This is a genomic window from Bradyrhizobium sp. LMG 9283 (assembly GCF_045571415.1).
Classification (GTDB): domain Bacteria; phylum Pseudomonadota; class Alphaproteobacteria; order Rhizobiales; family Xanthobacteraceae; genus Bradyrhizobium.
In genome coordinates this window covers 3549118-3570782 of record NZ_CP120691.1, presented here as the reverse complement: position 1 = coordinate 3570782, position 21665 = coordinate 3549118, and the positions used below count along the sequence as shown (strand labels likewise).

The 21665-nt window shown below is 64.9% G+C and carries 19 protein-coding genes; 11 read left to right on the top strand and 8 right to left on the bottom strand.

All coding sequences use genetic code 11. From position 1 onward, the window contains the following. Positions 1 to 4: 4 nt before the first annotated feature. The 4 genes from P6U29_RS16600 to P6U29_RS16585 form a co-directional block, all read right to left on the bottom strand. Positions 5 to 745, bottom strand: a complete 741-nt coding sequence (locus P6U29_RS16600; RefSeq protein ID WP_407118565.1) for a metallophosphoesterase family protein — start codon at positions 743 to 745, stop codon at positions 5 to 7. A 117-nt stretch (positions 746 to 862) separates the two neighbouring features. Next, positions 863 to 1468, bottom strand: coding sequence for a hypothetical protein (locus tag P6U29_RS16595; RefSeq protein ID WP_407118564.1), 606 nt, complete (start codon positions 1466 to 1468; stop codon positions 863 to 865). Beyond that, positions 1461 to 2147, bottom strand: coding sequence for a hypothetical protein (locus P6U29_RS16590; protein ID WP_407118563.1), 687 nt, complete (start codon positions 2145 to 2147; stop codon positions 1461 to 1463). The genes P6U29_RS16595 and P6U29_RS16590 overlap by 8 nt, the downstream gene beginning before the upstream one ends. After that, on the bottom strand, positions 2144 to 2917 hold the full coding sequence (locus P6U29_RS16585; protein WP_407118562.1) for a MotA/TolQ/ExbB proton channel family protein: 774 nt from the start codon (positions 2915 to 2917) through the stop codon (positions 2144 to 2146). Before P6U29_RS16585 ends, P6U29_RS16590 begins: the two co-directional genes overlap by 4 nt. Positions 2918 to 3117: 200 nt before the next feature. On the opposite strand from P6U29_RS16585, the gene P6U29_RS16580 reads away from it, so the two are divergent. Both P6U29_RS16580 and P6U29_RS16575 read left to right on the top strand, forming a co-directional pair. Next, positions 3118 to 4488: a sensor histidine kinase gene (locus tag P6U29_RS16580; RefSeq protein ID WP_407118561.1), complete on the top strand. Its 1371-nt coding sequence runs from the start codon at positions 3118 to 3120 to the stop codon at positions 4486 to 4488. 7 nt (positions 4489 to 4495) lie between these two features. Continuing rightward, complete coding sequence (locus P6U29_RS16575; protein ID WP_407118560.1) at positions 4496 to 5149, top strand: response regulator; 654 nt, start codon at positions 4496 to 4498, stop codon at positions 5147 to 5149. A 448-nt stretch (positions 5150 to 5597) separates the two neighbouring features. Here the strand turns inward: P6U29_RS16575 and P6U29_RS16570 are convergent, their stop codons facing one another. After that, positions 5598 to 6185: a TetR family transcriptional regulator gene (locus P6U29_RS16570; protein ID WP_407118559.1), complete on the bottom strand. Its 588-nt coding sequence runs from the start codon at positions 6183 to 6185 to the stop codon at positions 5598 to 5600. A 594-nt stretch (positions 6186 to 6779) separates the two neighbouring features. Here P6U29_RS16570 and purB point away from each other — a divergent pair. Then, positions 6780 to 8087 carry an adenylosuccinate lyase gene (purB, locus tag P6U29_RS16565; protein ID WP_407118558.1) on the top strand — a complete coding sequence of 436 codons (1308 nt, stop codon included), beginning with the start codon at positions 6780 to 6782 and terminating at the stop codon, positions 8085 to 8087. A gap of 124 nt (positions 8088 to 8211) precedes the next feature. After that, a complete protein-coding gene (locus P6U29_RS16560; protein WP_407118557.1) occupies positions 8212 to 9384 on the top strand; it encodes a M20 aminoacylase family protein in 1173 nt (390 codons plus the stop codon). Between the two features lie 24 nt (positions 9385 to 9408). Here the strand turns inward: P6U29_RS16560 and P6U29_RS16555 are convergent, their stop codons facing one another. The 3 genes from P6U29_RS16555 to P6U29_RS16545 form a co-directional block, all read right to left on the bottom strand. Further along, positions 9409 to 11229, bottom strand: coding sequence for a caspase family protein (locus P6U29_RS16555; RefSeq protein ID WP_407118556.1), 1821 nt, complete (start codon positions 11227 to 11229; stop codon positions 9409 to 9411). A gap of 23 nt (positions 11230 to 11252) precedes the next feature. Continuing rightward, complete coding sequence (locus P6U29_RS16550) at positions 11253 to 13061, bottom strand: caspase domain-containing protein (RefSeq protein ID WP_407118555.1); 1809 nt, start codon at positions 13059 to 13061, stop codon at positions 11253 to 11255. A 204-nt stretch (positions 13062 to 13265) separates the two neighbouring features. Next, positions 13266 to 15173 carry an acyl-CoA synthetase gene (locus P6U29_RS16545; protein ID WP_407118554.1) on the bottom strand — a complete coding sequence of 636 codons (1908 nt, stop codon included), beginning with the start codon at positions 15171 to 15173 and terminating at the stop codon, positions 13266 to 13268. Positions 15174 to 15401: 228 nt separating this feature from the next. Here P6U29_RS16545 and P6U29_RS16540 point away from each other — a divergent pair, with 228 nt between their 5' ends. The 7 genes from P6U29_RS16540 (at position 15402) to rpsD (ending at position 21604) form a co-directional block, all read left to right on the top strand. Beyond that, on the top strand, positions 15402 to 16484 hold the full coding sequence (locus P6U29_RS16540; protein WP_407118553.1) for a SecDF P1 head subdomain-containing protein: 1083 nt from the start codon (positions 15402 to 15404) through the stop codon (positions 16482 to 16484). A gap of 252 nt (positions 16485 to 16736) precedes the next feature. After that, positions 16737 to 17543: a Crp/Fnr family transcriptional regulator gene (locus tag P6U29_RS16535; protein WP_407118552.1), complete on the top strand. Its 807-nt coding sequence runs from the start codon at positions 16737 to 16739 to the stop codon at positions 17541 to 17543. Positions 17544 to 17732: 189 nt separating this feature from the next. Next, positions 17733 to 18530, top strand: a complete 798-nt coding sequence (gene murI, locus P6U29_RS16530) for a glutamate racemase (RefSeq protein ID WP_407118551.1) — start codon at positions 17733 to 17735, stop codon at positions 18528 to 18530. Positions 18531 to 18591: 61 nt separating this feature from the next. Continuing rightward, positions 18592 to 19365, top strand: a complete 774-nt coding sequence (locus P6U29_RS16525) for an HpcH/HpaI aldolase family protein (protein WP_407118550.1) — start codon at positions 18592 to 18594, stop codon at positions 19363 to 19365. Positions 19366 to 19433: 68 nt separating this feature from the next. Beyond that, positions 19434 to 19817, top strand: coding sequence for a cupin domain-containing protein (locus P6U29_RS16520; protein WP_407118549.1), 384 nt, complete (start codon positions 19434 to 19436; stop codon positions 19815 to 19817). Between the two features lie 109 nt (positions 19818 to 19926). Further along, on the top strand, positions 19927 to 20694 hold the full coding sequence (locus tag P6U29_RS16515) for an acyltransferase (protein WP_407118548.1): 768 nt from the start codon (positions 19927 to 19929) through the stop codon (positions 20692 to 20694). Positions 20695 to 20986: 292 nt separating this feature from the next. Further along, positions 20987 to 21604: a 30S ribosomal protein S4 gene (gene rpsD, locus P6U29_RS16510; protein ID WP_027576344.1), complete on the top strand. Its 618-nt coding sequence runs from the start codon at positions 20987 to 20989 to the stop codon at positions 21602 to 21604. Positions 21605 to 21665: the final 61 nt, after the last annotated feature.

Sequence of the window (21665 nt, the reverse complement as noted above, 5' to 3'; positions counted from 1 at the left end):
ACCTCTAGCGCCCCTGCGACAACCGATCGGCCAGCCAGTGCGGCAGGCCGTTCTGGCGGATCCGGTTCGCGGCCGTCTCGATATCATAGGGCGCGCGGCAATAGGTGATCTGGCACGACACCGTATCGAACAGCACGAAAGCCGCGGACGGATCGCCGTCGCGCGGCTGGCCGACCGAGCCGAGCACGGCCAGCCATTGCCGTCCGCGCAGCAGCGGCACCGAGACATCGGTCTTGGGCACGAGGCTGGTCATCTTCGCCGTCACCGACATCGAATATAGCGCCGGACGGTGGATGTGGCCGCAGAAGGTGACATGGGCGGGCGTCGATATCAGGCTCTTGGCCGCATCCGCCGTCGAGCGCACGTAATGCCAGCGCTGCGGGCTGGAGGCCTCCGAATGCACGAACAGGCGGTCGCCATCCTCTACCTGCATCGGCAATTCGGCCAGGAATCGCCGCTGCGCGGCGTCGAGCCGGCCGCGGGTCCATTCGATCGCGATCTGCGCCTCGGCGTTCATGGTCTCGGCCGAGGAATTGACCGCCTGGTCGTGATTGCCGCGCACAGCGACGGCGCCCTGCGCAACCAGCTCCATCGCGGTGTCCACCACCCATTCCGGATCGGCGCCATAGCCGACGAAATCGCCGAGCAGCACGAAGCGCTCTGCGCCCCTGGCGCGGGCAAGCTTCAGGCAGGCCTCGAACGCCTGCCTGTTGCCGTGGATATCCGAGAAGACAGCGAGAAGCACGCACCCTCCACCCTCAAATTCTTATTGGAGGCCGATGAGGCCAAATTGAGGGAGGTCAACAAGATGCGCCAGCACTGGGCCGTTTACCAGCGCCGCCCTGCGGTGATGGTGAAAGGCCTATTGCTCGTCCTTCGGCGGCATCCGGGGCGGCGGTAGTGGGGTGAACACCGCACCTTGCGCGCCGGCCGGCGGCGCATTGAACTCGCCGGTCGAGGAATCGCCGCCACTGGTCTCCAGGATGGTCTTGGGCGTCACATATTCCCGGACCATGTCGATCAGGCTGCCGTCGCCACCACCGAAATCCGCGGCCCGTCCGCCCTGGGGATGACCGGCTGCGATCTCGTTCTGCGCCGCATGGGTCTTATCGGCCAGCCTGTCGTCGTAGGGCACGCGGAAGGACCGCGGGATGCCGCTCGGGCGATTGTCCTCATCCAGCGCCTCCACCCATAGATAGATCGAGCCGGGATCGCCCTCCAGCGAATGCGGCTCGACGATGCGGGCCTGGAGCAGCTTGAACGCGGTGGGCATCCGGTCGGCGCTGGCCCAGCCGAGCAGCCCGCGCATCTCGGTGAAGCTGACGACATAGAAGGCGCTGGTCACGACCACCGCGACCGCCTTCAGCGACCAGTGCAGCCGCGCATAGACCAGCACGACCAGCAGCAGCGCGCCGATGACGGCGTAGGCGACCGACAGCGAAAGGATGACCGTCTGCAGGCTAGTCACGACGTACCCTCGCAGCGTTCCTGCTCACACCGGTCTTGGGATCGAGATCGCCGCCGTTGCGCCAGCTGCTGCGGAACGTCTCCAGCAGCGATTTCGGCCGCTGATCCACATTGATCACCTTGCCCTCCGCATCGATCCGGAACCGCACCGCGGTCTTCTCGTCGCCGGTGTGGTCGAGCGTGAACTTGTTGTCGAAGACCACCTGCGCGGTCGGATTGAGCTTCTGCACCTTCACATTGGCCGTGACGGGTTCGCCCGTGGTTGCCTGGAAATGCGAAACGTTGACGGTGTATTCGCCGGCGACGATGCCGCGCACGGTGACGATCTCCTCGCGAATCGGCGAGGCGATCTTCTTGCCGGCGACCATGATGAAGTCGTTGGCCCCGCCGCGGTCGTCGCGGTCGAGGGTGAGGAAGCCCGCCTCGCGGTGGCGATACCAGGCGATGTTGCCGGCGGGATCCTGCACGAACAGGTCGAGATCGTCGGGGTGATTGTCCGGCCAATCCAGCGTGATCATGAACTCCGCCTTGGAGTCGATCTTGCCGTCCTTGGCATCCGGGGAGACCGCGAGCAACGCGAGGAAGAACAGGAACGCGATCACCTGGAGCGCCTTGAACAGCATCACGCCCAGCGGATCGAACGATTCCTCTCGCGGATAGAGACCGAAATCATCCATCATGACCGCGCACCAGAACCCTTGCGCTCCAGCACCGGCGTCACATAGGTTTCGGTCAGCACCACCGCGTCCGAGAACACCCGCTGGGTCGCGGCGTCCAGCATATAGTACTGGATGCGGACCAGGATCGAGCCGACGAGGCCGGCGAGCGTCGTGTACATCGCGACCGCCATGCCGTCGCTCATCAAGCCCATCGAGGAACGCATCGCGACCTTGTCGGCGGCATCGAGCCCGGCGATCGGCGCCAGCATGATGATGAAGCCGATGATGGTGCCGAGCAGGCCGAGCTTCATCAGCGTATCCGAGACGAAGGCCCCGAACCCGTTGGAACCGCGCAGGCGGTCAGCCAGCGTCCGCAGCAGCAGGGTCTGATCGACCGGGCGATAGTCCTGGGCGGCGGCCTTGGTCACTAGGCTCTCGATGTGGTCGCGCACCATCCCGCGCGGCAGCCCCGCCGCGTTCGCATCGAGTGCCTTGCTGCCACCGGTCGCCGACAGCACCGCGCGGCAGCGCCGCGCGGCCGCCCCTTCCCGCGCGATCGCCCGCGTCCGCAGGAAACAGTGGCCGCAGGTGACGACATAGAGGCCCGCGATGACGCTTGAGATGTAGGTCCGGTCCGAGCTCAGCATCAGATGGATCAAGCCGAAGCGCCACAGCAGCACGACGGCGAAGATCGAGAGCCCGGTGAAAATCATCCAGAACAGCAGCGCGCTGCGCTCGGATGGGTCGGCGGCGGGCTGGCTCGGGATTGGTCCAATCGTCATCGAACTCATGCTGCACCGCTCCTCGCTCGCAACGATTGGCCTGTAACGATTCCTGCCCGATTAGATCAAAGATGCCGCGCCCGGTCCAAAGACCCATGCCCAATCCAGCTTGGGAAATTTGCCCGAACTGCAATCCCTGGCGTTCCCTGCAATTGGCAAGGCGCGGCGGCGTTGTTAGGCTGACCTTACCAAACGTCGGGGATGATCGCATGCGCCTCGTGCTTCAGCTTGTCGCCCGTCTGCTGCTCATCGTCCTGCTCTGCCTTGGAGCCGCAACCGTGTGGGCCACGTTCGATGCCTATCGCAGCGTCGATCGGGCGACTGCGGCCTCGGCGCAGCGCGTCGCGCAGGCGCTCCAGGCACTGTATTGGCGTGAGCTTTTGTTGCGTAGCAGCAGAGCGCGCGAGCATCTTCTGCCGGTTCCAGACTGGCGCACGCTGGAGACGATGAAGCTGATTTCGCCCGGCGTCTGCGTCGAGTTCCAGCCGGCCGCCGCATTCGAGAAGCCGCTCTGCGGCCAGAGCGAGGGGCTGGGCAAGGCACCGCCGCGCTGGTTCGCTGCCATTGTGCCCACCTTCCTCGGCAGCCACGCCGAGGTGGTACGGCCCGTCAGCCCCCGCGCCGCAGCCGCCGGGACGGTGGTGGCGACGCCGGACGGCGCGGCGGCCGTCTCGCTGGCCTGGGAGTACATCCTCAACGTGATCGACGTCGCGCTGTTGATGGCAGCGGCAATTGCGCTGCTGGCCTCGCTCGCGATCGCGCACGCACTTGCGCCGGCGCGTGCGATCGTCACCGCCTTGCAGCGCATGGCGCGCGGTCAATATCACACCAAGCTGCCGCGCTTCCGCTCGATGGAGCTGGCGATGATCGGCAGCGCCGTCGGCGAGCTCGGCGGCCGGCTGGAGGAAGCCACCGAACAGCGCGCCGCGCTGACGCGCCGCCTGATCGAGATCCGCGAGGACGAACGCCGCGCACTCGCCCGCGAGCTGCATGACGAGTTCGGGCAGAATCTCTCCGCCATCCTCGCCTTCGCCAACACAATCGAAACAGCGAGCACGAAGGACAACAACGACACCGGGATCGCGCAGGATGCGCGCATGATCTCGCAGGCCACCCATCATCTGATGGCATCGTTACGCGATGCACTGAAGCGGCTGCGCAATCCGCTGCCCGAAGAGCTCGGGCTCGAGGCCAGCCTCGTCAATCTCGTCGACAGCTGGCGCTCGCACAGCGCGGCGCGGCCGACGATCCAGCTCGATCTCAGGGGCGACCTCACTGACATCAGCGGTCCGGCTGCCACCACGGCCTATCGTGTCGCGCAGGAATGCCTGACCAACGCGCTGCGTCACAGTGCAGCGCGCGAGATCAGTCTGCGCATCGAACGGCGTGCCGGCGAGGACGGTGCGCTGCTGATCCGCGTCGAGGACGACGGCGGCGGCGATGCGGAGCGCGTCGCGCAATCGGCCGGCTTCGGCCTGACTGGCATCCGCGAGCGCGTCACGGCCGCCGGCGGATCGCTGTCGATCCTGCCCGCCCGCGGCGGCCTCAGCGTCGCCGCCACCATCCCGCTCGCTGCGTGAGGCGGGAATGAGCGAAGTTGCAGCAACAGGCATCTCCGTGCTGCTGGTCGACGACCACCCGATCGTGCGGCAAGGTTATCGGCGCGTGTTGGAGAGCCAGGGCGATCTACACGTCGTGGCGGAAGCCGACAACGCCGCCGAGGCCTACGGCGCGTTCAAGGCGCATGATCCTGATGTCGTCGTGCTCGATATCTCGATGCCCGGGGCGAGCGGGCTGGAGGCGATCCGCAACATCCGCGCGCGCAGCCCGCGAGCGCGGATTCTGGTCTTCACCATGCACAACGAGGCTGTACTGGTCAAGGCAGCCTTCGGCGCGGGCGCTAGCGGCTTCGTCACCAAGAGCAGCGAACCGTCGGCCGTGGTGCACGCCATCCGCAGCGTAGCGCGCGGCGAGCGCGCCATGAGCGACGATATCGCGCACATCCTCGCCGAGGACAGCCTGTCGCCGACTGGCTCGGCGCTGGACCAGTTGGGTGAGCGCGAGATCGAGATCCTGCGCCAGTTCGCCGGCGGCGCCACCACCGAGCAGATCGCGACGCATCTCAATCTCAGCGTCAAGACCGTGCAGAACTATCACTACCTGATCAAGTCGAAGACCGGCGCGCGCACGGATGCGCAGCTCGTGCGGCTCGCCGCGACCTGTGGGCTGACGAGGATCTAGCAGCAACGCTGCCGCACTGCCTTGTCGAAACCTCTCAATCTGCTGAACGACATTGGAACGGAGCCCATCCGGCTCCGGTTAGTACGGCAGTGAAGGAGTAAAGGGTCATGAGTAAGGGTCACCCCAAAGCCGTCGACCATCCCCCGATCATCACAGTAGGCGAGCTCATCGACGAACTTTGCCGCCTGCCGGACACAGCCGTCGTCCACTTCCGCTGCCCCATGCTCGATCAGGAGCTGACATTCTACCGCCTTCGAAAGCGGTCAAGGGACGCCGTCGAAATCGCAGTCAATGCATATCCGGATAGTGCGCCGGTCGTGCCATCGTCCGATCCTGCCTTCCACATGCGAAGACATTCGGTTTCCTCGCCCCCGCTTCGCGACGGCGCCGCTCTCCACAAGACGAGAGGTTGATTGGCCGCACCCGCGACTGAATGGGTCCTGCGGCCTTAGGCCGCCTTCAGCCCGCGAAGCAAAAGCGCCAGCGTCGCATCGACGCGCGCGGAGAGATCGGCATCCTTCCACTCATCGGCATGGGCCGGATGGTGGAAGCGGACGGTGGCATCGAAGATGGCTCGCGCGGTGGTCTTGACGTCCTCCACATCGAACACGCCCTGCTTGACGCCGTCGGTCAGGATCGCCGCGATCTGGTCGATCATGGTGTCCTTGTGGCACTTGACGGCCGCACAGGCCTCGCGCGCCAGCGTCAGATAGGTCTGGAACATCTCGGGGTCATCGAGCACGCGCGAACGCTTGGCGGCGAACAGCGTGCGCAGCCAGCGGTCGAGCCTGCCGGGCGCCGCGCCTTGCTCCTCGGCGATCGCGCGTAGCGGCGCGTCGATGCGGTCGAGCCAACGCTTGGCAACGGCCTCGCGCAGCGAGGCCTTGCTGGGGAAATGGCGATAGACGCTGCCGTGGCTCACATCGAGCGCACGGGCAACGTCGACCACGGTGGCCTTGGCAAGTCCGTAACGCCTGAGCACGTCCTCGGTGACCTCGAGGATCCGCTCCGGCGTCAAGATAACGGCTTCATTCATGCCAGCACCATGTTCCCGTTTGGGGCTCAGTTACCCGGCAGTAGGGCTGCTTCCGAAGCGCCCTGGCCGGTCGTTCGGAAAGCCTATGCCTTAATGAGGCAGTTTTGCAGCCTGCGCCGCGATCTGGCGCGCCACCAGCAAATTGAGCCAATGCCCAATCACGCCGGTGAAATTGAGGATTTCGGTCGTCATTGTCTTAAGTCTCCATTCGTCCACGGTCCCCGTTCTTCAATCCGCCCTCCGATCCGAGCTTGGTTCGGATGTCGGGCTCCCCGGGGCTATCGCGGGACGCCCAATCAGAGCGTCCGGGAACGGATATACACGTCTCGCTGACAGATTTCAATATCTGTCAGTCAATGATCCGTGATTGACCGCTGATTTCTGCGGTCCGGCCGGCCAAGCCGCGGGGGGCAACCGCCCCCAGCCGGCTTGGGCACTACTTGGGCATTAGCTGCCTGCTCGGTCCAATCATCCCCCGCTACCTTGCCTCCGCCGTTTGTTTCGCCCTCCCCGCTCTGCTAAATCACGGCGTAAAAAACATTTTGGCCGGCAAAGCCCCCTTGGGCCGCCTGCCTACCTTGCTGGAGCCGTCAGATGATCCCCCGCTACACCCGCCCGGAAATGGCCTCGATCTGGGAGCCGCAGACCCGGTTCAAGATCTGGTTCGAGATCGAGGCGCATGCGGCGGACGCGCTCGCCGAGCTCGGGACCATCCCCAAGGAGGCCGCCAAAACGGTCTGGGTCAAGGCCAAGGACGCCGTCTTCGACGTCGCCCGCATCGACGAGATCGAGCGCGAGACCAAGCACGACGTCATCGCCTTCCTGACCCACCTCGCCGAGATCGTCGGCCCCGAGGCGCGCTTCGTGCACCAGGGCATGACCTCCTCCGACGTGCTCGACACCTGCCTCAACGTCCAGCTCACCCGCGCCGCCGACCTGCTGCTTGCCGACCTCGACAAGGTGCTGGCCGCGCTGAAGAAGCGTGCCTTCGAGCACAAGATGACGCCGACCATCGGCCGCAGCCACGGCATCCATGCCGAGCCGGTGACCTTCGGCCTCAAGCTCGCTTATGCCTATGCCGAATTCACGCGCGCCAAGGAACGTCTGATTGCGGCGCGGAAAGAGGTCGCCACCTGCGCCATCTCCGGCGCGGTCGGCACGTTCGCGCAGATCGATCCCCGCGTCGAAGAGCATGTCGCCAAGTCCATGGGTCTCGTGCCCGAGCCGATCTCGACCCAGGTGATCCCGCGCGACCGTCACGCGATGTATTTCTCGACGCTCGGCGTGATCGCCTCCTCGATCGAGCGCATCGCGGTGGAGATTCGCCACATGCAGCGCACCGAGGTGCTGGAGGCCGAGGAGTTCTTCTCCGAGGGCCAGAAGGGCTCGTCCGCGATGCCGCACAAGCGCAACCCGGTGCTCTCCGAAAACCTCACCGGCCTCTCCCGCATGGTCCGCGCCTATGTGACGCCGGCGCTGGAGAACGTCGTGCTCTGGCACGAGCGCGACATTTCGCACTCCTCGGCCGAGCGCATGATGGGCCCGGACGCGACCGTGACGCTCGACTTCGCGCTGGTGCGCCTCGCCGGACTGATCGACAAGCTCTTGGTGTATCCCGCCAACATGCAGAAGAACCTCGACCGTCTCGGCGGCCTCGTGCATTCGCAGCGCGTGCTGCTGGCACTGACGCAGAAGGGCGCCAGCCGCGAGGACGCCTACAAGCTCGTGCAGCGCAACGCGATGCCGGTCTGGCGCGGCGAAGGCGACTTCCTCCAGCTCCTCAAGAAGGACACCGAGGTGAAGAAATATCTCACCGACGCCGAGATCGAGGAGCAGTTCGACCTCGGCTATCACCTCAAGCACGTCGATACGATCTTCAAGCGCGTGTTCGGCGAGAGCTGATATTTTTGTCATTCCGGGCACGCGAAGCGTGAACCCGGAATCTCGCGCTACAATCTCCGGATTCCGGGTCCGATGCTGCGCATCGTCCCGGAATGACAAAAGAACCCACAAAAGCGGATTCCCCATGCCTATCGTCAATCGCGTCGCCGCCCTCTCCGACGAAATGGCCGCCTGGCGCCATGACTTCCACGAGAACCCCGAGCTGCTCTACGAAGTCCACCGCACCGCCGGCATCGTCGCCGACAAGCTTCGCGAGTTCGGCTGCGACGAGGTGGTGACGGGCATCGGCCGCACCGGCGTGGTCGGCGTGATCCGCGGCCGCAAGTCCGCCTCCGGCAAGACGATCGGTTTGCGCGCCGACATGGACGCGCTGCCGATCATGGAGACCTCGGGAGTCCCCTACGCCTCGAAAGTCCCCGGCAAGATGCACGCCTGCGGCCATGACGGCCACACCGCCATGCTGCTCGGCGCTGCAAAGTACCTGACCGAGACGCGCAACTTCGATGGCACGGCCGTGATGATCTTCCAGCCCGCCGAGGAAGGCGGCGGCGGCGGCAAGGCCATGGTCGAGGACGGCCTGATGACGCGCTGGAACATCCAGGAGGTCTACGGCATGCACAACATGCCTAACCTGCCTGAGGGACATTTCGCCACCACGCCCGGCCCAATGCTCGCTTCCTCCGACAACATCCAGATCACCGTCCGCGGCAAGGGCGGACACGCCGGCGCCGGCCCGCACAAATCCGTCGACAGCGTGCTGATCGGCTCGCAGATCGTGGGTGCGCTGCAATCGATCGTCGCGCGCAATGTCGATCCACTGAAATCGGCCGTTATCTCGATCACCCAATTCCACTCCGGCACTGCCTTCAACATTATCCCAGAGGTCGCCGAGCTCGCCGGCACCGTGCGCACGCTCGACCCCGAGGTGCGCGATCTCGTCGAGCGCCGCATTGGCGAAGTCGCCGACAGCATCGCCCGCGCCTATGGCGGCTCGGCCGAAACGAAATACACGCGGATGTATCCGGTGACGATGAACCATGCGCGCGAGGCCGGCATCGCCGCCGATGTCGCCCGCGACATCGTCGGCACCGAGCGCGTCAATGACAAGCTCATTCCCATGATGGGCGCCGAGGATTTTTCGTTCATGCTGGAAGCCCGCCCCGGCGCGATGGTGCTGGTCGGCATGGGCGATGGCAACGAGTGCCACCACCCGGCCTACGTCTTCAACGACAACATCCTCGGCCACGGCGCCTCGTTCTGGGTGCGCATGATCGAGACACGGATGCCGGCGGGATAGCATCCCGCCCTGACGGCGCCCGCTTCAATTGCAGACCTCGGTCAAACCGCCGCCGTTTATGGCGACACTTGGCGACCGGCCAATCTTACAGCCGGGGCGAAGGGGCCGGCAGCCGGTCTGCGTGCAGACGATCTGACCGGACGAATTGGCTTGCGGAGCAGCCGGCGACGCCTCGCTCTTTTTCCGTTCCGAGTCTCGCCTTGCCGGTTCATCGCGCGTCGCGACGGGTTTCTTCTCCGGAATCCGTTCGCATTCGTTGTCGTCGCCGACACGGTAACCCGCACGGCACGTGATCTTCACGCATTGATCGCCATCGGCCTTGAAGCCGAAATTGCACACGAGCGGGCAGACCCGTCCGGGTTTTCCCTTCAGCGCATCGAGCGCATCGACACTCGCGAGCTTTGCGTCGAACTGGGTGCCAGCATATTTGTTGAACAGCGTCAGCGAGCGCTGCGCGGCGGAAGTCCAATCGCTCTCCGCAGACGATGTCAGGCAGCCGACGCGGCGCAATTCGCTCTGTACCGATTTGGAAAGCTCGGCCGTCGACAATGTGGATGTGGGCCCCGGCGAGAGCGCGGCCACTTTCTGGTTCTCGGCTTCGGGCAGCTGGCGATCGGCGGCCGGCTTTGCAGCCTGCTCCGCTTTCTCCGCCGCCTGCCTTGCAGCGAACTCGGCTTTGGCTTTCTCCGCCGCCTGCTTCTCGGCCAAGGCTTTCGCTGCGGCCGCCTCGGCCACCTTGCGCTGCTGCTCGGCGGCCTCGGCCCTCGCCTGCTCGATCTGCTTCTGCTTCTCCGCGATGATCCGCGCCTCTTCAGCGGCCTTGGCTGCCGCAGCCGCTCTGTCCTGCTCGGCCTTCTGGGCGCGCTCGGCAATCAACCTCGCCTTTTCCTGCTCGGCCGCCTTGGCTTTCTGCTCGGCTGAGGCACGCGTCTCTTCGGCGGAGATCTTATTCAACTGGCCTCTGGCGAGATTGGCGTAGAAACCATCAGGATATTGCGCCAGGAACGCTTCCCAACCGTCCCGGGTGCCGAGTTGGAGCGCAAGTTCATAGTCTCGCCTGAGCTCGGACTGTGGATTGGCTTGCGGGCCCGTCGCAACAGGTTTGGCAGGAACGAGCGGCACGTCATCGCCGCCCAGCGAGCCATACACGAAGGGTTCCTGCTTGTTGGCCGTGCTCTTCAGCACGTCATCGCGCACGAAGCCGAAGGCTTTGCGCAGGTCCAGCCCGGGCTTTGGCAAATGCTCTGCGAGAGCCGTGGCGAACGGGCTGTTTCGGGAGTCCCCGTCGGATGCGGTCGAGCCGGCCTTGGCCGCGAACGCGATCATCGTGTTCGGAGTGGTCGGCTCGACCTTGGCGAGGCCACGCCCGATCGCGCGCGAGGCCACCGTGCGCTTCATCGTCTTGGCGAACGGGTTGTCACGGCACGCGTCGAGGATGACGAGCCGAAGCTGCTTGGCAGGCTCGATGCTCACCAGCACGCGATCGATCGGCAATGCCTCGTCGTAAACGTCGGTGTCGGTCTCCAGGGCGGCGTCTGTCGGGATCAGATAGTTGGTGCCGTCCAGCTCCATGCCGTGGCCGGCGTAGTAGATGACCGCGACATCGGCATCCCGCGTCCTGGTGCCGAATTCGCGCAGCGCCTTGCGCATGTCGGGCGCGCTCAGGTCCTGCCTGATGTCGACCGTGTCGAAACCGGCTTTCTTCAGCATGCCACCGATCAAGCCGGCATCGTTCGCCGGATTGCCAAGCTTCGGCACGCTCTTGTAGGCGGAATTGCCGATCACGAGCGCGACCCGCCTCTCGGCCTGCGCCGGCGCGCAAGCGAACCAGATCGCAAAAAACATGGCAACAATGAGCCGATACCCACTCAATCGCAGACCTCTCTCATTCGACCTGCCATCACTGAGCTTGCATCAGCCATACCGGCGCGCTCTATTCTGCATCCCTTGCCCACCGGGCGGCAGCCAGCAGAATTGCAAAATATCTGCCCAGATGCCTGCGGCTTGGACGGCGTAGCCTCGGTTTGCTTCCGTTCCGTATCCCGCTTCCTCGAATCCTCGCGCGTCGCGACCGGCTTCTTTTCCTGGATCTTCTCGCACTCGTTGTCGTCGCCGACGCGATAGCCGGCACGGCAAGTGATCTTGACGCATTGATCGCCGTCGGCCTTGAAGCCGAAATTGCACACCAGCGGGCAGACCCGCCCCGGCTTCGCCTTGAGCGCATCGAGCGCGTCGACGCTGGCGAGCTTCACGTCGAACCGGGTGCCGGCATATTTGTTGAAGAGCGTCAGCGAACGCTGCGCGGCCGACGTCCACTCGCCTTCCGCAGCCGACGTGAGGCAGCCGACACGGCGCAATTCGCTCTGCACGGATTTCGTGAGGTCGGCCGCGGACAATGGCGATGTTGGCCCGGGCGACAGCGCCGCGACTTTTTGCTCGACTTCTGGGAGCTGCCGGTCGACCGCCGGCTTTGCAGTCTGTTCGGCCCTTTCCGCCGCCTGCTTTGCAGCGAGCTCGGCCTTTGCCTTCTCCATCGCCTGCTTCTCCGCGAGCGCCTTCGCAGCCGCCGCTTCTGCCGCCTTGCGCTCGCGTTCGGCCGCTTCAGCCTTCACCTGCTCGATCTCCTTTTTCTTCTCCGCCGCGATCCGTGCCTCTTCGGCCGCCTTGGCAGCCGCGGCCGCCTTCTCCTGCTCGGCCTTCTGGGCGCGCTCGGCGATCAGCCTCGCCTTTTCCTGCTCGGCTGCTTTGGCTTTTTGCTCGGCCGCAGCGCGCGTCTCTTCCGCGCCGATCTTGTTCAACTGACCCTTGGCAAGGTTGGCGTAGAAGCCGTCCGGATAGGCTGCCAGAAAGGCTTCCCAGCCGTCGCGCGTGGCGAGCTGGAGCGCGAGTTCATAGTCCCTGCGAATGGCGTCCTGCGGGTTTGCCTGCGGACCGGTCGCGGCCGGCTTGACCGCGACCAGGGGCACGTCATCGCCGCCGAGCGAACCATAGACATAGGGCTCCTGCTTGTAGCCCGTGCTCTTGAGCACGTCGTCGCGGACGAAGCCGAAGGCCTTGCGCAGGTCGAGGCCGGGCTTCGGCAGATGCTCGACCAGCGCGGCGGCGAACGGGCTGTTCCGGGAATCCCCGTCGGACGCTGTCGATCCGGCCTTGGCCGCAAAAGCGATCATGGTGTTAGGGCTGGTCGGTTCGACCTTGGCAAGGCCGCGCCCGATCGCGCGCGAGGCCAGCGTGCGCTTCATCGTCTTCGCGAACGGGTTGTCGCGGCAGGCATCCAGGATGATCAGGCGCAGCTGCTTGGCCGGCTCGACCGCGAACAGCGCACGCTCGACCGGGATGGTCTCGTCGAGCACGTCGCCGTCCGTCTCCAGCGTAGCGTCGATCGGAATGAGATAGTTGTTGCCGTCGAGCTCGATGCCGTGGCCGGCGTAATAGATCACCGCCATCTCTGCGCCGCGCGACCTGCCGGCAAATTCGCGCAGCATGCGTCGCATTTCGCTGGCGCTGAGATCCTGTCTGACGTCCACGGAATCGAAGCCGGCCTTCTTGAACATGCCGCCGACCAGGGTGGCATCGTTGACGGGATTGCCGAGCTTCGGCGCGCTCTTGTAGGCGGAATTGCCGATCACGAGGGCCACCCGCCGGTCGGCATGCGCCGATCCGCAGGTAAGGCCCATCGCAAATATCAACAAAGCAAATAGCCGAAACGGAATCACTTGCGTCCCCCCGGATGCAATTTCCTGAGACTATTCGCTAACGTCGCCGATTGCTATTTCTTCATATGTGATACTTGTCACATAAGCCGGTCTAACGGGGGTAAGGATAATGCGGCGAAGCGTCACCCTGCTTTTTCCAGGTGACGCCGCCGTCCGTCGAGGTCGCTACACCTGCACCACCTCGTGGCGCATCACGAACGGTGCAAGCAGCGCATGCACCTCGTTCGCGACCACGTCGCGCTGATCCGGTGGAAGGCCCGCAAGCGTCACGGTGGCGATCGAGCCGTGGCTGCCGTGCGGACCGACCTTCACCTTGCAATCGATGCCGCGCTCGACCAGCGGCGCCAGGACCTTGGTGAACACGCGCTCGGCCGCGTCCCAGCGCAGCTGCGGCTTGAACACCTTGCCGACGCCGGTCACCGGCATCGGATTGATCGGAATCACCTGCACTGGCACGGCGGCGCGCTCCGGCGTGCGCTCGCGCACCCACGCTTCGAGCTCGCCCGGCTCGACGCTCGCACCCGGCTTCAACTGCACGTAGCCCACCGGCAGCTCGCCGGCATAGGCGTCGGGCTGGCCGACCACGGCGGCGAAGCCGACGGCGGGATGTCTGAACATGATCTCCTCGATCGGCGCCGGATCGATGTTGTGACCGCCGCGGATCACGAGATCCTTGGCGCGGCCGGTGATCCAGAGATAGCCGTCGGCATCCAGGCGGCCGAGATCGCCGGAGTTGACCCAGACCTCGTCGACGAAGGCGCCTTTGTTGTGCTCGTCGTTGAGATAGCCGCCGAACACGCCGGGCCCGGCCATAACGACGACCCCGATCTCGTTCGGCTTGCAGTCGCGGATCAGGCGTCCCTCGGCGTCGAGCTGCACGATCCGCACGCGCGCGTACGGCATGGGAAGGCCGACCGAGCCGAGCCTGATCGGGCGGCCAGGATAAGCGAGCGTATGCACGCTCGAGGTCTCGGTCATGCCGTAGACTTCGATCACCGGCAGCTTCAATTTTTCCTGAATCGCCGAGCCCACGGCGACCGGAATCGCCGAGCCACCCCCTGCCGCATATTTCAGGCTTGAGATATCCGCATTGCCCGGCGGCACCGCGAGAGTCGCGGCAAGCACCGTCGGCACGCTCGACAGCGCTTCGGGCCTGAAGCGCTCGACGAGCTGCCAGATGTTCTTCACTGCATTCGGGTTGCGCCAGCCGCTCGGCGACAGCACAACCAGCGAGCCGCCGCTCGACAGCGTCAGCAGCACTTGCGTCAGCGAGCCTCCGACGTGGAACAGCGGCATGCCGAACAGCAGGTTTGCACCTGGCTTCGCCTTCAGCAGCAGATTGAGCGCCCAGGCCTGATAGACCTGATTGGCATGGGTGTGCCGCACCAGCTTCGGCGTGCCGGTGGTGCCGCCGGTGTGGAAATAGGCGGCGATGTCGCTGCCGTGGATCTGGCGTCCGCTGACGAGCCGGTCCGACGGCTGCTGCTTGATCAGATCACTGAAGGCAAAGATGCCTTTCGCCGGATCGCCGCCGCCGAATACTTGCACGACTGCTTTCAGATGCCTCAGCTGCGGACGGATCTGCTCGACCTTCTGCCAGATGTCGGTGCCCGGCATCGGTCCGAGCGCCACCAGGATTTTGGTGTTCGCGGCCTCCAGGATCTCGGCGATCTGGTGCGGCTCGAGCAGCGGATTGACGGGGTTGGCGATGCCGGCAGCCTCCGCGCCGAACAGAGTGACGAAGGCATCCGGCACCAGCGGCAGCATGAAGCTGATGACGTCGCCCTTCTCCGCACCGAGCGCGTGAAACATATTGGCCGCCTGCGTGACGCGCGCGATGAAATCGCGATACGTGACCACGACCGGCGTGTCGGCGGGATCAGCATTTTGCAAGAACTGGATCGCCGCGCCGTCGGGATTGCGCTCAGCACCAAGCCTGATGGCGTCATAGGTGCTCTCGGCCGCGACGCGGTCGGCATAGGGAACCTGCTCGAACGCCCGGACCTCCTCGTCCGTCAAAAGATCCGGATAGTCGTTGCCGATCAACCGATCGAGCGCGTGGATACCCGCCATGAAATTCCGTCCTCCCTCAGATGCATGTCCTCGCCACGTATCTTTTGACATTTTGGTTTGGCGAGGCCTCGGCCGATGACCGGCCGAGGCGGACCAGAATGATGGATGATTTGGCGTTCGTCCATTGCCTACCGGCTGTGGCGTTTGAACCTGTGCGACCAATCCAGGGACCAAGAACTAGGCACTGAATTCGTTCGCCAGCGCCCTGCCGCAAGACTTGAGGTCATGATGACGACGCCCCTGCGGAACCGCATCACTCGGCTGATCGCCGCGTTCGCGATGGTATCCGCAATCGCTCTGCCCTCTGCCACTCTCGGCGCCGACACCCAGCTCGATAAGGTACGCGTCAAGGTCGCGGCCTTCATCGCCGACAAGATGGAGAAGCTGGGTGGATCGCGCATCGTCTACAAAGTGGACGCCGACTCCTTGCGGGAGGCGGTCACGACGGACCTGCGCGACGACGTCTACAAGATCCTGCGCGAGGGCCGGATCGCGTTCTCCGGACTCGCGATCCACGACGGCGGCGTCGACGTGAAGATCGCGGGCGCCAAAGGCCGCGAACAGCTCACGCGCAAGCTCGCCTCGGCGGCGGAGGGGTTGCCCACGCACGCGCTCACTGTGACCGACGCCGGAGACGGGATGCTCAGGCTCGCACCCACCGATGCCGCATCCGCCGCGCGGCTCAGCGATCTCGTCGAAGATTCCATCGCCATGATTGAGCAGCGTCTCAAGGACGCCGGCGTCAAGCTTGCCAGCGTCCAGCCTGAGGGGACGGACCGCATCCGCATCTTCCTGCCCGGCGTGATGGAGCCCGAGCATGTCACCGCGATCTTCGCCAAAAAGGTCAAGATCGGCTTCCGCCTGATCGATCTCTCGATGTCCGCGGAGCAGGCGCAATCGGGCACGCCGCCGGCGGGCACGGAAGTCCTGCTCGGCTTCAAGGACAAGCTTCCTTATCTCGTCGCCAAGAACACCACGCTCGAGGGCGGCGACATCAGCTATGCCGGCCCGGGATTTACGAGCGACACAAAGGAGCCGATCGCCTCGTTCCGCTTCAACGGCCATGGCACGCGGCGCTTCGCCCATATCACTGCAGAGAACGTCGGAAAGCCCTTTGCCATCGTGCTCGACGACAAGGTGATCTCCGCTCCCGTGATCCGCGAGCCCATCACCGGCGGCTCCGGCCAGATCGCCGACAACTTCGCCCTGGAAGAGGCCAACAGCGTCGCCATACTGCTGCGGGCCGGCTCGCTGCCAGGACGCCTCGGCCTGGTCGAGCAGCAGGTCGTGCAACCCGCCACCAAGCCGTAAGCGACGCTCCCCCCGCCCCCGCCGCGTCGGTCGTCCGGGCCGGGTCTGCGACGCCGAAGCCCGCACGGCTGCCCGAATCACCGCCGCGCCGCGGCCGGACGCGCAACCAACGGGCAATTGCCGAAACGCCCGATCAGGCTAGAATCTGCCTCTTGCGGCATGACGGCCGGAAGCGTCATTCAAGCGGTCGTCATTCGATTTCGGCTATACGAGTGCCGACCAGGACTAAAAGCCTTATGTGGGGTTAGTACCATGCCGTCCGGCAGCGCAGACGTTTCGTCGATCCTCGACCGCATTCTCGACGCGGCCACGGATAACCTCAGGATCGCGAAAATCCTGGTCCAGATGGGCCTCGATCCCGACAACGTCACCTATGATGCGATCTTCAACCGCCTGCTGGAGATCTTCGTCCACAACATTACGCTGGCCAATCTGTTCGCCGCGGTCGGTGCCGGGTTCTTCGTCGCCACGCTCTTGATGCGGACGATGGTGCCGCTGCGCGTCGCCAACATGATCGGCTGCGCGTTGTTCGCCGTTTTCGGCGCGCTCTCCGCCAACGTCGCCACGTTCCTGCTCTATCTCTTGCTGCTTCCGATCAACGCCCTGCGCCTGCGCCAGATGCTGAAGCTGGTCAAGAAGGCGCGCCATGCGACCGAAGGCGACATGTCGATCGAATGGCTCAAGCCGTTCATGACCGAGCGCAAATATCGCCGCGGTGACATCCTCTTCAAGCTACGCGATCCCGCGCAGGAGATGTTCCTCACGGTCACCGGCAAGTTCCTGGTCAAGGAAATCAACGTCGAGATTGGGCCCGGAGCGCTGATGGGCGAGCTCGGCTTCCTCACGCCGGACAACCGGCGCACCGGAACGGTCGAATGCATCGAAGACGGTCAGGTGCTGACGATCACCTACGACAGGCTGCTCGAGATCTACTTCCAGGATCCGCAGTTCGGCTACTATTTCCTGGTGCTGACCAGCCAGCGCCTGCTGCAAAACATCGATCGCTTGCAGAAGCAGCTGGCAACGGAGCGCGCGGCCGCTGCGAATAAGATCGCGTGATCGCTGCGGCCCATGTGACGCCGTGTAGAAGACGGCGCGCGCTCATATCTTGCTCTCGTGCCCCGGACGCAGCGCAGCGCTTTTCGCGGTGCGCTGCGTCCGGGACACCAGACTTCGGCCCTCCTGCGGGGCTCGCCGCAAAATCGCCCTAAAAACCGAATGGTAACCATGGCGGGCTAGGGTAATGACGTGACCAATTCTCCGACCATCCTGGTGTTCGATTCCGGCCTTGGCGGGCTCACGGTACTGCGTGAGGTCGTGGCCGCGCGCCCGGATGCGCATTACGTCTACGTCGCCGACGATGCCTTCTTTCCCTATGGCCACCACGGCGAGGACGAGATCATCGCCCGCGTGGTGCCGCTGATGGGGGAATTGATCGGCACCCATGATCCAGACCTCATCGTCGTCGCCTGCAACACGGCGTCCACCCTGGTCTTGTCTCACTTGCGCACAGCCTATTCTCTGCCCTTCGTCGGCACGGTGCCGGCGATCAAGCCCGCCTGCGCGCGGTCCAAGACCCGCCGCGTCTCGGTGCTCGGCACCAAGGGCACAGTGAAGCGTGAATACACCAAGGCGCTGATCCGCGATTTCGCGCAAGGATGCGAAGTAACGCTGGTCGGCTCGCCCGAGCTCGCTTCGCTCGCCGAGGCCGCGCTTGGCGGCACCCCGATCAGCGACGGCGCCATCCTCGCCGAGCTCGCCCCCTGCTTCGTCGGCGATGCCGCAGACGCCGACGCGCGCACCGACACCGTGGTGCTCGCCTGCACGCATTACCCGCTGCTGCTCGACCGGCTGAAGAAGCTCGCACCCTGGCCGGTCGACTGGATCGATCCGGCGCCGGCCATCGCCCGCCGCGTCTCGGATCTGCTTGGCGCGGTAACCTGCGGCATCGCGCAGTCCGGCGCCGAGATGATTTTTACATCGAACCGCGTGCATGGCCTCAGCGCGACACTGACGCCGTTCTTCGGCGGGCGCGCGGTGGCCTGACCTTGCGCACCGGCGGCGCGCTGCTAGGCTCCGCCGTCGTCATCTCTGCGCAGGTCATCACATGTCGGTCCCCGCAAAGCCGCTCAATCGCCTTCGCCAGATGTGGAGCGAGGGCCGCCCCGCCTTCGGCGCGATCGCGACCATCCCGAGCGTGCAGATGGTGCAGATCATGGCGCGCTCGCTCGACTGGATCATCGTCGATCTCGAACATGGCCCGATCGGGTTGACCGAAGCACATGCGATGATCGCCGCGACCACGGGCACGCCATGCACGCCCTTGGTGCGGATCGCCGCGAACGAGCCATGGCTCGCGAAAGCCCCGATGGACATCGGCGCCTTCGGCATTAACTTCCCGATGATCACCAACCGCGTCGACGCCGAGAAGGCGGTACGCAGCGTGCGCTACCCGCCACGCGGCGACCGGCTCTGGGGCCCCTTCCACGCGCCGTTCCGCTGGGGCCAGTCGATGCCGGATTACATGGCCAGCGCCGACGACGAGATGATCTGCATGATCACCATCGAGCATGTTGACGCGGTCAACCGCATCGACGAGATCATGGCGACATCAGGCATCGACGTCGCCGTGATCGGCCCCGGCGATCTCGCCACCTCCATCAACAAGCGCGGCCAGATGGATGATCCGGAATTGCTGGAGCTGGTCGCGCGCGCCGAGGCCGGCATCCTCCGAAGCGGCGTGCCGATCGGTGGCGTGGCGCGCACCGCCGATCAGGCCAATGCCCTGATCGACCGCGGCTACCGCGCGATCGCGCTCGGCTTCGACTGGTCGCTGGTCCAGCGCGGCATCATGGCGTCGTTCGAGGGCATCAAGCGCTAAACGGCCGAGCACCGGCCTTGCCGGGAATCGCGGTGCTGCTAGGGTCCGCGGTTCAGGGAGGAGAAACCATGCTCAAAAAGACTTTGCTCGCGCTCGCTTTCACCGGTGTCGCCGTCGCGGCCTTCGCCCAGCAATCCGGCATCAAGCGCACCCCGCTTCAGAAAATCGACTTTCCGGACGGCTACACGACCGTGACCGCTATCGCCGAAGTGCCGGCCGGCGGCGCCGCCGGCCGCCATACTCATCCTGGGATCGAGACGGGTTATGTGCTGGAAGGTGAGCTCGACCTCCTCATTGACGGCCAGCCGGACAAGCGCCTGAAAGCCGGCGATTCCTATCAAATCCCGGCAGGCGCCGTGCACGACGCCAAGACTCATGGCGACAAGCCTTTGAAAGTACTTGGAGTTTACGTTGTCGACAAGACCAAGCCGCTGGCCTCGCCGGCGCCCTGATGCGGCGAACCGACCGGCCCCAAGCGGGTTGGTTCGTGCTAGAGCGAGCGAGCGGGCACCCCGCTCGCTGCACATATTTTGATCTTTTAATCCCTGGAACCGGAGACCAATGCGCGGGACGCCCAAGACCATTTCGCTGCGGCGCCGTCTGATCTGCGACCTCATGCATGCCTCGATGGGCGTGCCCTTCGTTTCGCTATCCCGTTCGCTCAATATCCGCCCTGTGCTGGAGGCCCGCGCGGGCGCAACGGCGCCCGCCGGGTGGGCCGCGATCTTCGTCAAGGCCTTCGCCCTGGTTGCACGGGACGAGCCGATCCTGCGCACCGTCTACGTCAAATGGCCCTGGCCGGCCCTTTACGAGCTACCGAAGAGCGTGGCGACGGTCGCGATCGCCAGGGCGGAGGATGGCGAGGAATGCGTGCTGCCTCAGCGAATAGCCGCTCCTGAGGCCCTTGCGCTGGCAGCAGTCGATGCGGAAATCCGGCGCGGCAAAACGGCCCCGGTTGAGGACGTCCCGATGTTCCGCAAGATCATGCGGGCTACCCGCCTGCCGCTGCCGCTACGGCGCCTGTCCTGGGCCATCGGCCTGAATTTCGGCCGCCAACGGGGCAACTGGTTCGGCAGCTTCGCGGTGAGCTCGGTGGCTGCCTATGGCGGTGGCGAGCTCCAACCCATCACGCCGGGCCCCTTTATCGTCAGCTATGGGCTCGTCGAGCCGGATCAGACGATCCATGTCGTGATCCGCTGGGACCACCGAGTCACCGACGCCGCCCCGATCGCGAGAGTCCTGACCCGGCTGGAACAGGTCCTGAACACTGAAATTGCTGCCGAATTGCGGGCAGCCGTCCCCAAGCCCGTCCGGGCGGTGAGGACGTAAGCACCGTCGTTCCGGGATGGTCCGAAGGACCAGACCCGGAACCTCGAGATTCTCAGGTGCGCAACTGCGCACCATAGTGTTCGGACCGCCCCGGAATGACGGTGTAAGAATTGACAGCCAGCCCCAAACTCCCCTAAAAGCCGCCTGCTCGCGGGCCGATTTCGGCCCGCGAAGCGTTTCGCGACCCGTGGTCAAATCCCTTAAGCTTTGGGGATCGGACCTGTCGGTGCCGGGATCATCCCGTCACACAGGAGGGCGCGTTTCCTCAAACCATGCAACCGAAGAGGACGCGATGACTAAGCGCAGTGAGGCGAAGTACAAGATCGATCGCCGTATGGGCCAGAACATCTGGGGCCGCCCGAAGAGCCCCGTGAACCGCCGCGAGTACGGCCCCGGCCAGCACGGCCAGCGCCGCAAGGGCAAGCTCTCCGACTTCGGTGTGCAGCTCCGCGCCAAGCAGAAGCTGAAGGGCTATTACGCCAACATCTCCGAGCGCCAGTTCCATGGCATCTATGTCGAGGCGAGCCGGCTCAAGGGTGACACCGGCGAGAACCTGATCGGCCTGCTCGAGCGCCGTCTCGACGCGGTCGTGTACCGCGCCAAGTTCGTCTCCACGATCTTCGCCGCCCGCCAATTCATCAACCACGGCCACGTCAAGGTGAACGGCCGCAAGGTCAACATCTCAAGCTATCAGCTCAAGGTCGGCGACGTGGTCGAGGTCAAGGAAGCCTCCAAGCAGCTCGCTCACGTGCTCGAAGCCAGCCAGCTCCCCGAGCGCGAGGTCCCCGACTATCTCGAAGTCGACCATGGCAAGATGACCGCGAAGTACACCCGCATCCCCGGCCTCTCCGACGTGCCGTTCCCGGTGCAGATGGAGCCCCATCTGGTCGTCGAATTCTATTCGCGCTAAGATCTGAATATCGAAAGGCCCCGGTTCGCCGGGGCCTTTTTGCTTAAGAGCCACACTTCAG

Bases quoted from the DNA above. Each gene is read 5' to 3' on its own strand.
- P6U29_RS16570 (WP_407118559.1), bottom strand. From the start codon at position 6,185: ATGAATGAAGCCGTTATCTTGACGCCGGAGCGGATCCTCGAGGTCACC.
- P6U29_RS16575 (WP_407118560.1), top strand. From the start codon at position 4,496: ATGAGCGAAGTTGCAGCAACAGGCATCTCCGTGCTGCTGGTCGACGAC.
- P6U29_RS16560 (WP_407118557.1), top strand. From the start codon at position 8,212: ATGCCTATCGTCAATCGCGTCGCCGCCCTCTCCGACGAAATGGCCGCC.
- P6U29_RS16555 (WP_407118556.1), bottom strand. From the start codon at position 11,229: ATGTTTTTTGCGATCTGGTTCGCTTGCGCGCCGGCGCAGGCCGAGAGG.
- P6U29_RS16535 (WP_407118552.1), top strand. From the start codon at position 16,737: ATGCCGTCCGGCAGCGCAGACGTTTCGTCGATCCTCGACCGCATTCTC.
- P6U29_RS16525 (WP_407118550.1), top strand. From the start codon at position 18,592: ATGTCGGTCCCCGCAAAGCCGCTCAATCGCCTTCGCCAGATGTGGAGC.
- P6U29_RS16540 (WP_407118553.1), top strand. From the start codon at position 15,402: ATGACGACGCCCCTGCGGAACCGCATCACTCGGCTGATCGCCGCGTTC.
- P6U29_RS16545 (WP_407118554.1), bottom strand. From the start codon at position 15,173: ATGGCGGGTATCCACGCGCTCGATCGGTTGATCGGCAACGACTATCCG.
- P6U29_RS16580 (WP_407118561.1), top strand. From the start codon at position 3,118: ATGCGCCTCGTGCTTCAGCTTGTCGCCCGTCTGCTGCTCATCGTCCTG.
- P6U29_RS16585 (WP_407118562.1), bottom strand. From the start codon at position 2,917: ATGAGTTCGATGACGATTGGACCAATCCCGAGCCAGCCCGCCGCCGAC.
- P6U29_RS16515 (WP_407118548.1), top strand. From the start codon at position 19,927: ATGCGCGGGACGCCCAAGACCATTTCGCTGCGGCGCCGTCTGATCTGC.
- P6U29_RS16590 (WP_407118563.1), bottom strand. From the start codon at position 2,147: ATGATGGATGATTTCGGTCTCTATCCGCGAGAGGAATCGTTCGATCCG.
- P6U29_RS16520 (WP_407118549.1), top strand. From the start codon at position 19,434: ATGCTCAAAAAGACTTTGCTCGCGCTCGCTTTCACCGGTGTCGCCGTC.
- P6U29_RS16550 (WP_407118555.1), bottom strand. From the start codon at position 13,061: ATGGGCCTTACCTGCGGATCGGCGCATGCCGACCGGCGGGTGGCCCTC.
- purB (WP_407118558.1), top strand. From the start codon at position 6,780: ATGATCCCCCGCTACACCCGCCCGGAAATGGCCTCGATCTGGGAGCCG.
- rpsD (WP_027576344.1), top strand. From the start codon at position 20,987: ATGACTAAGCGCAGTGAGGCGAAGTACAAGATCGATCGCCGTATGGGC.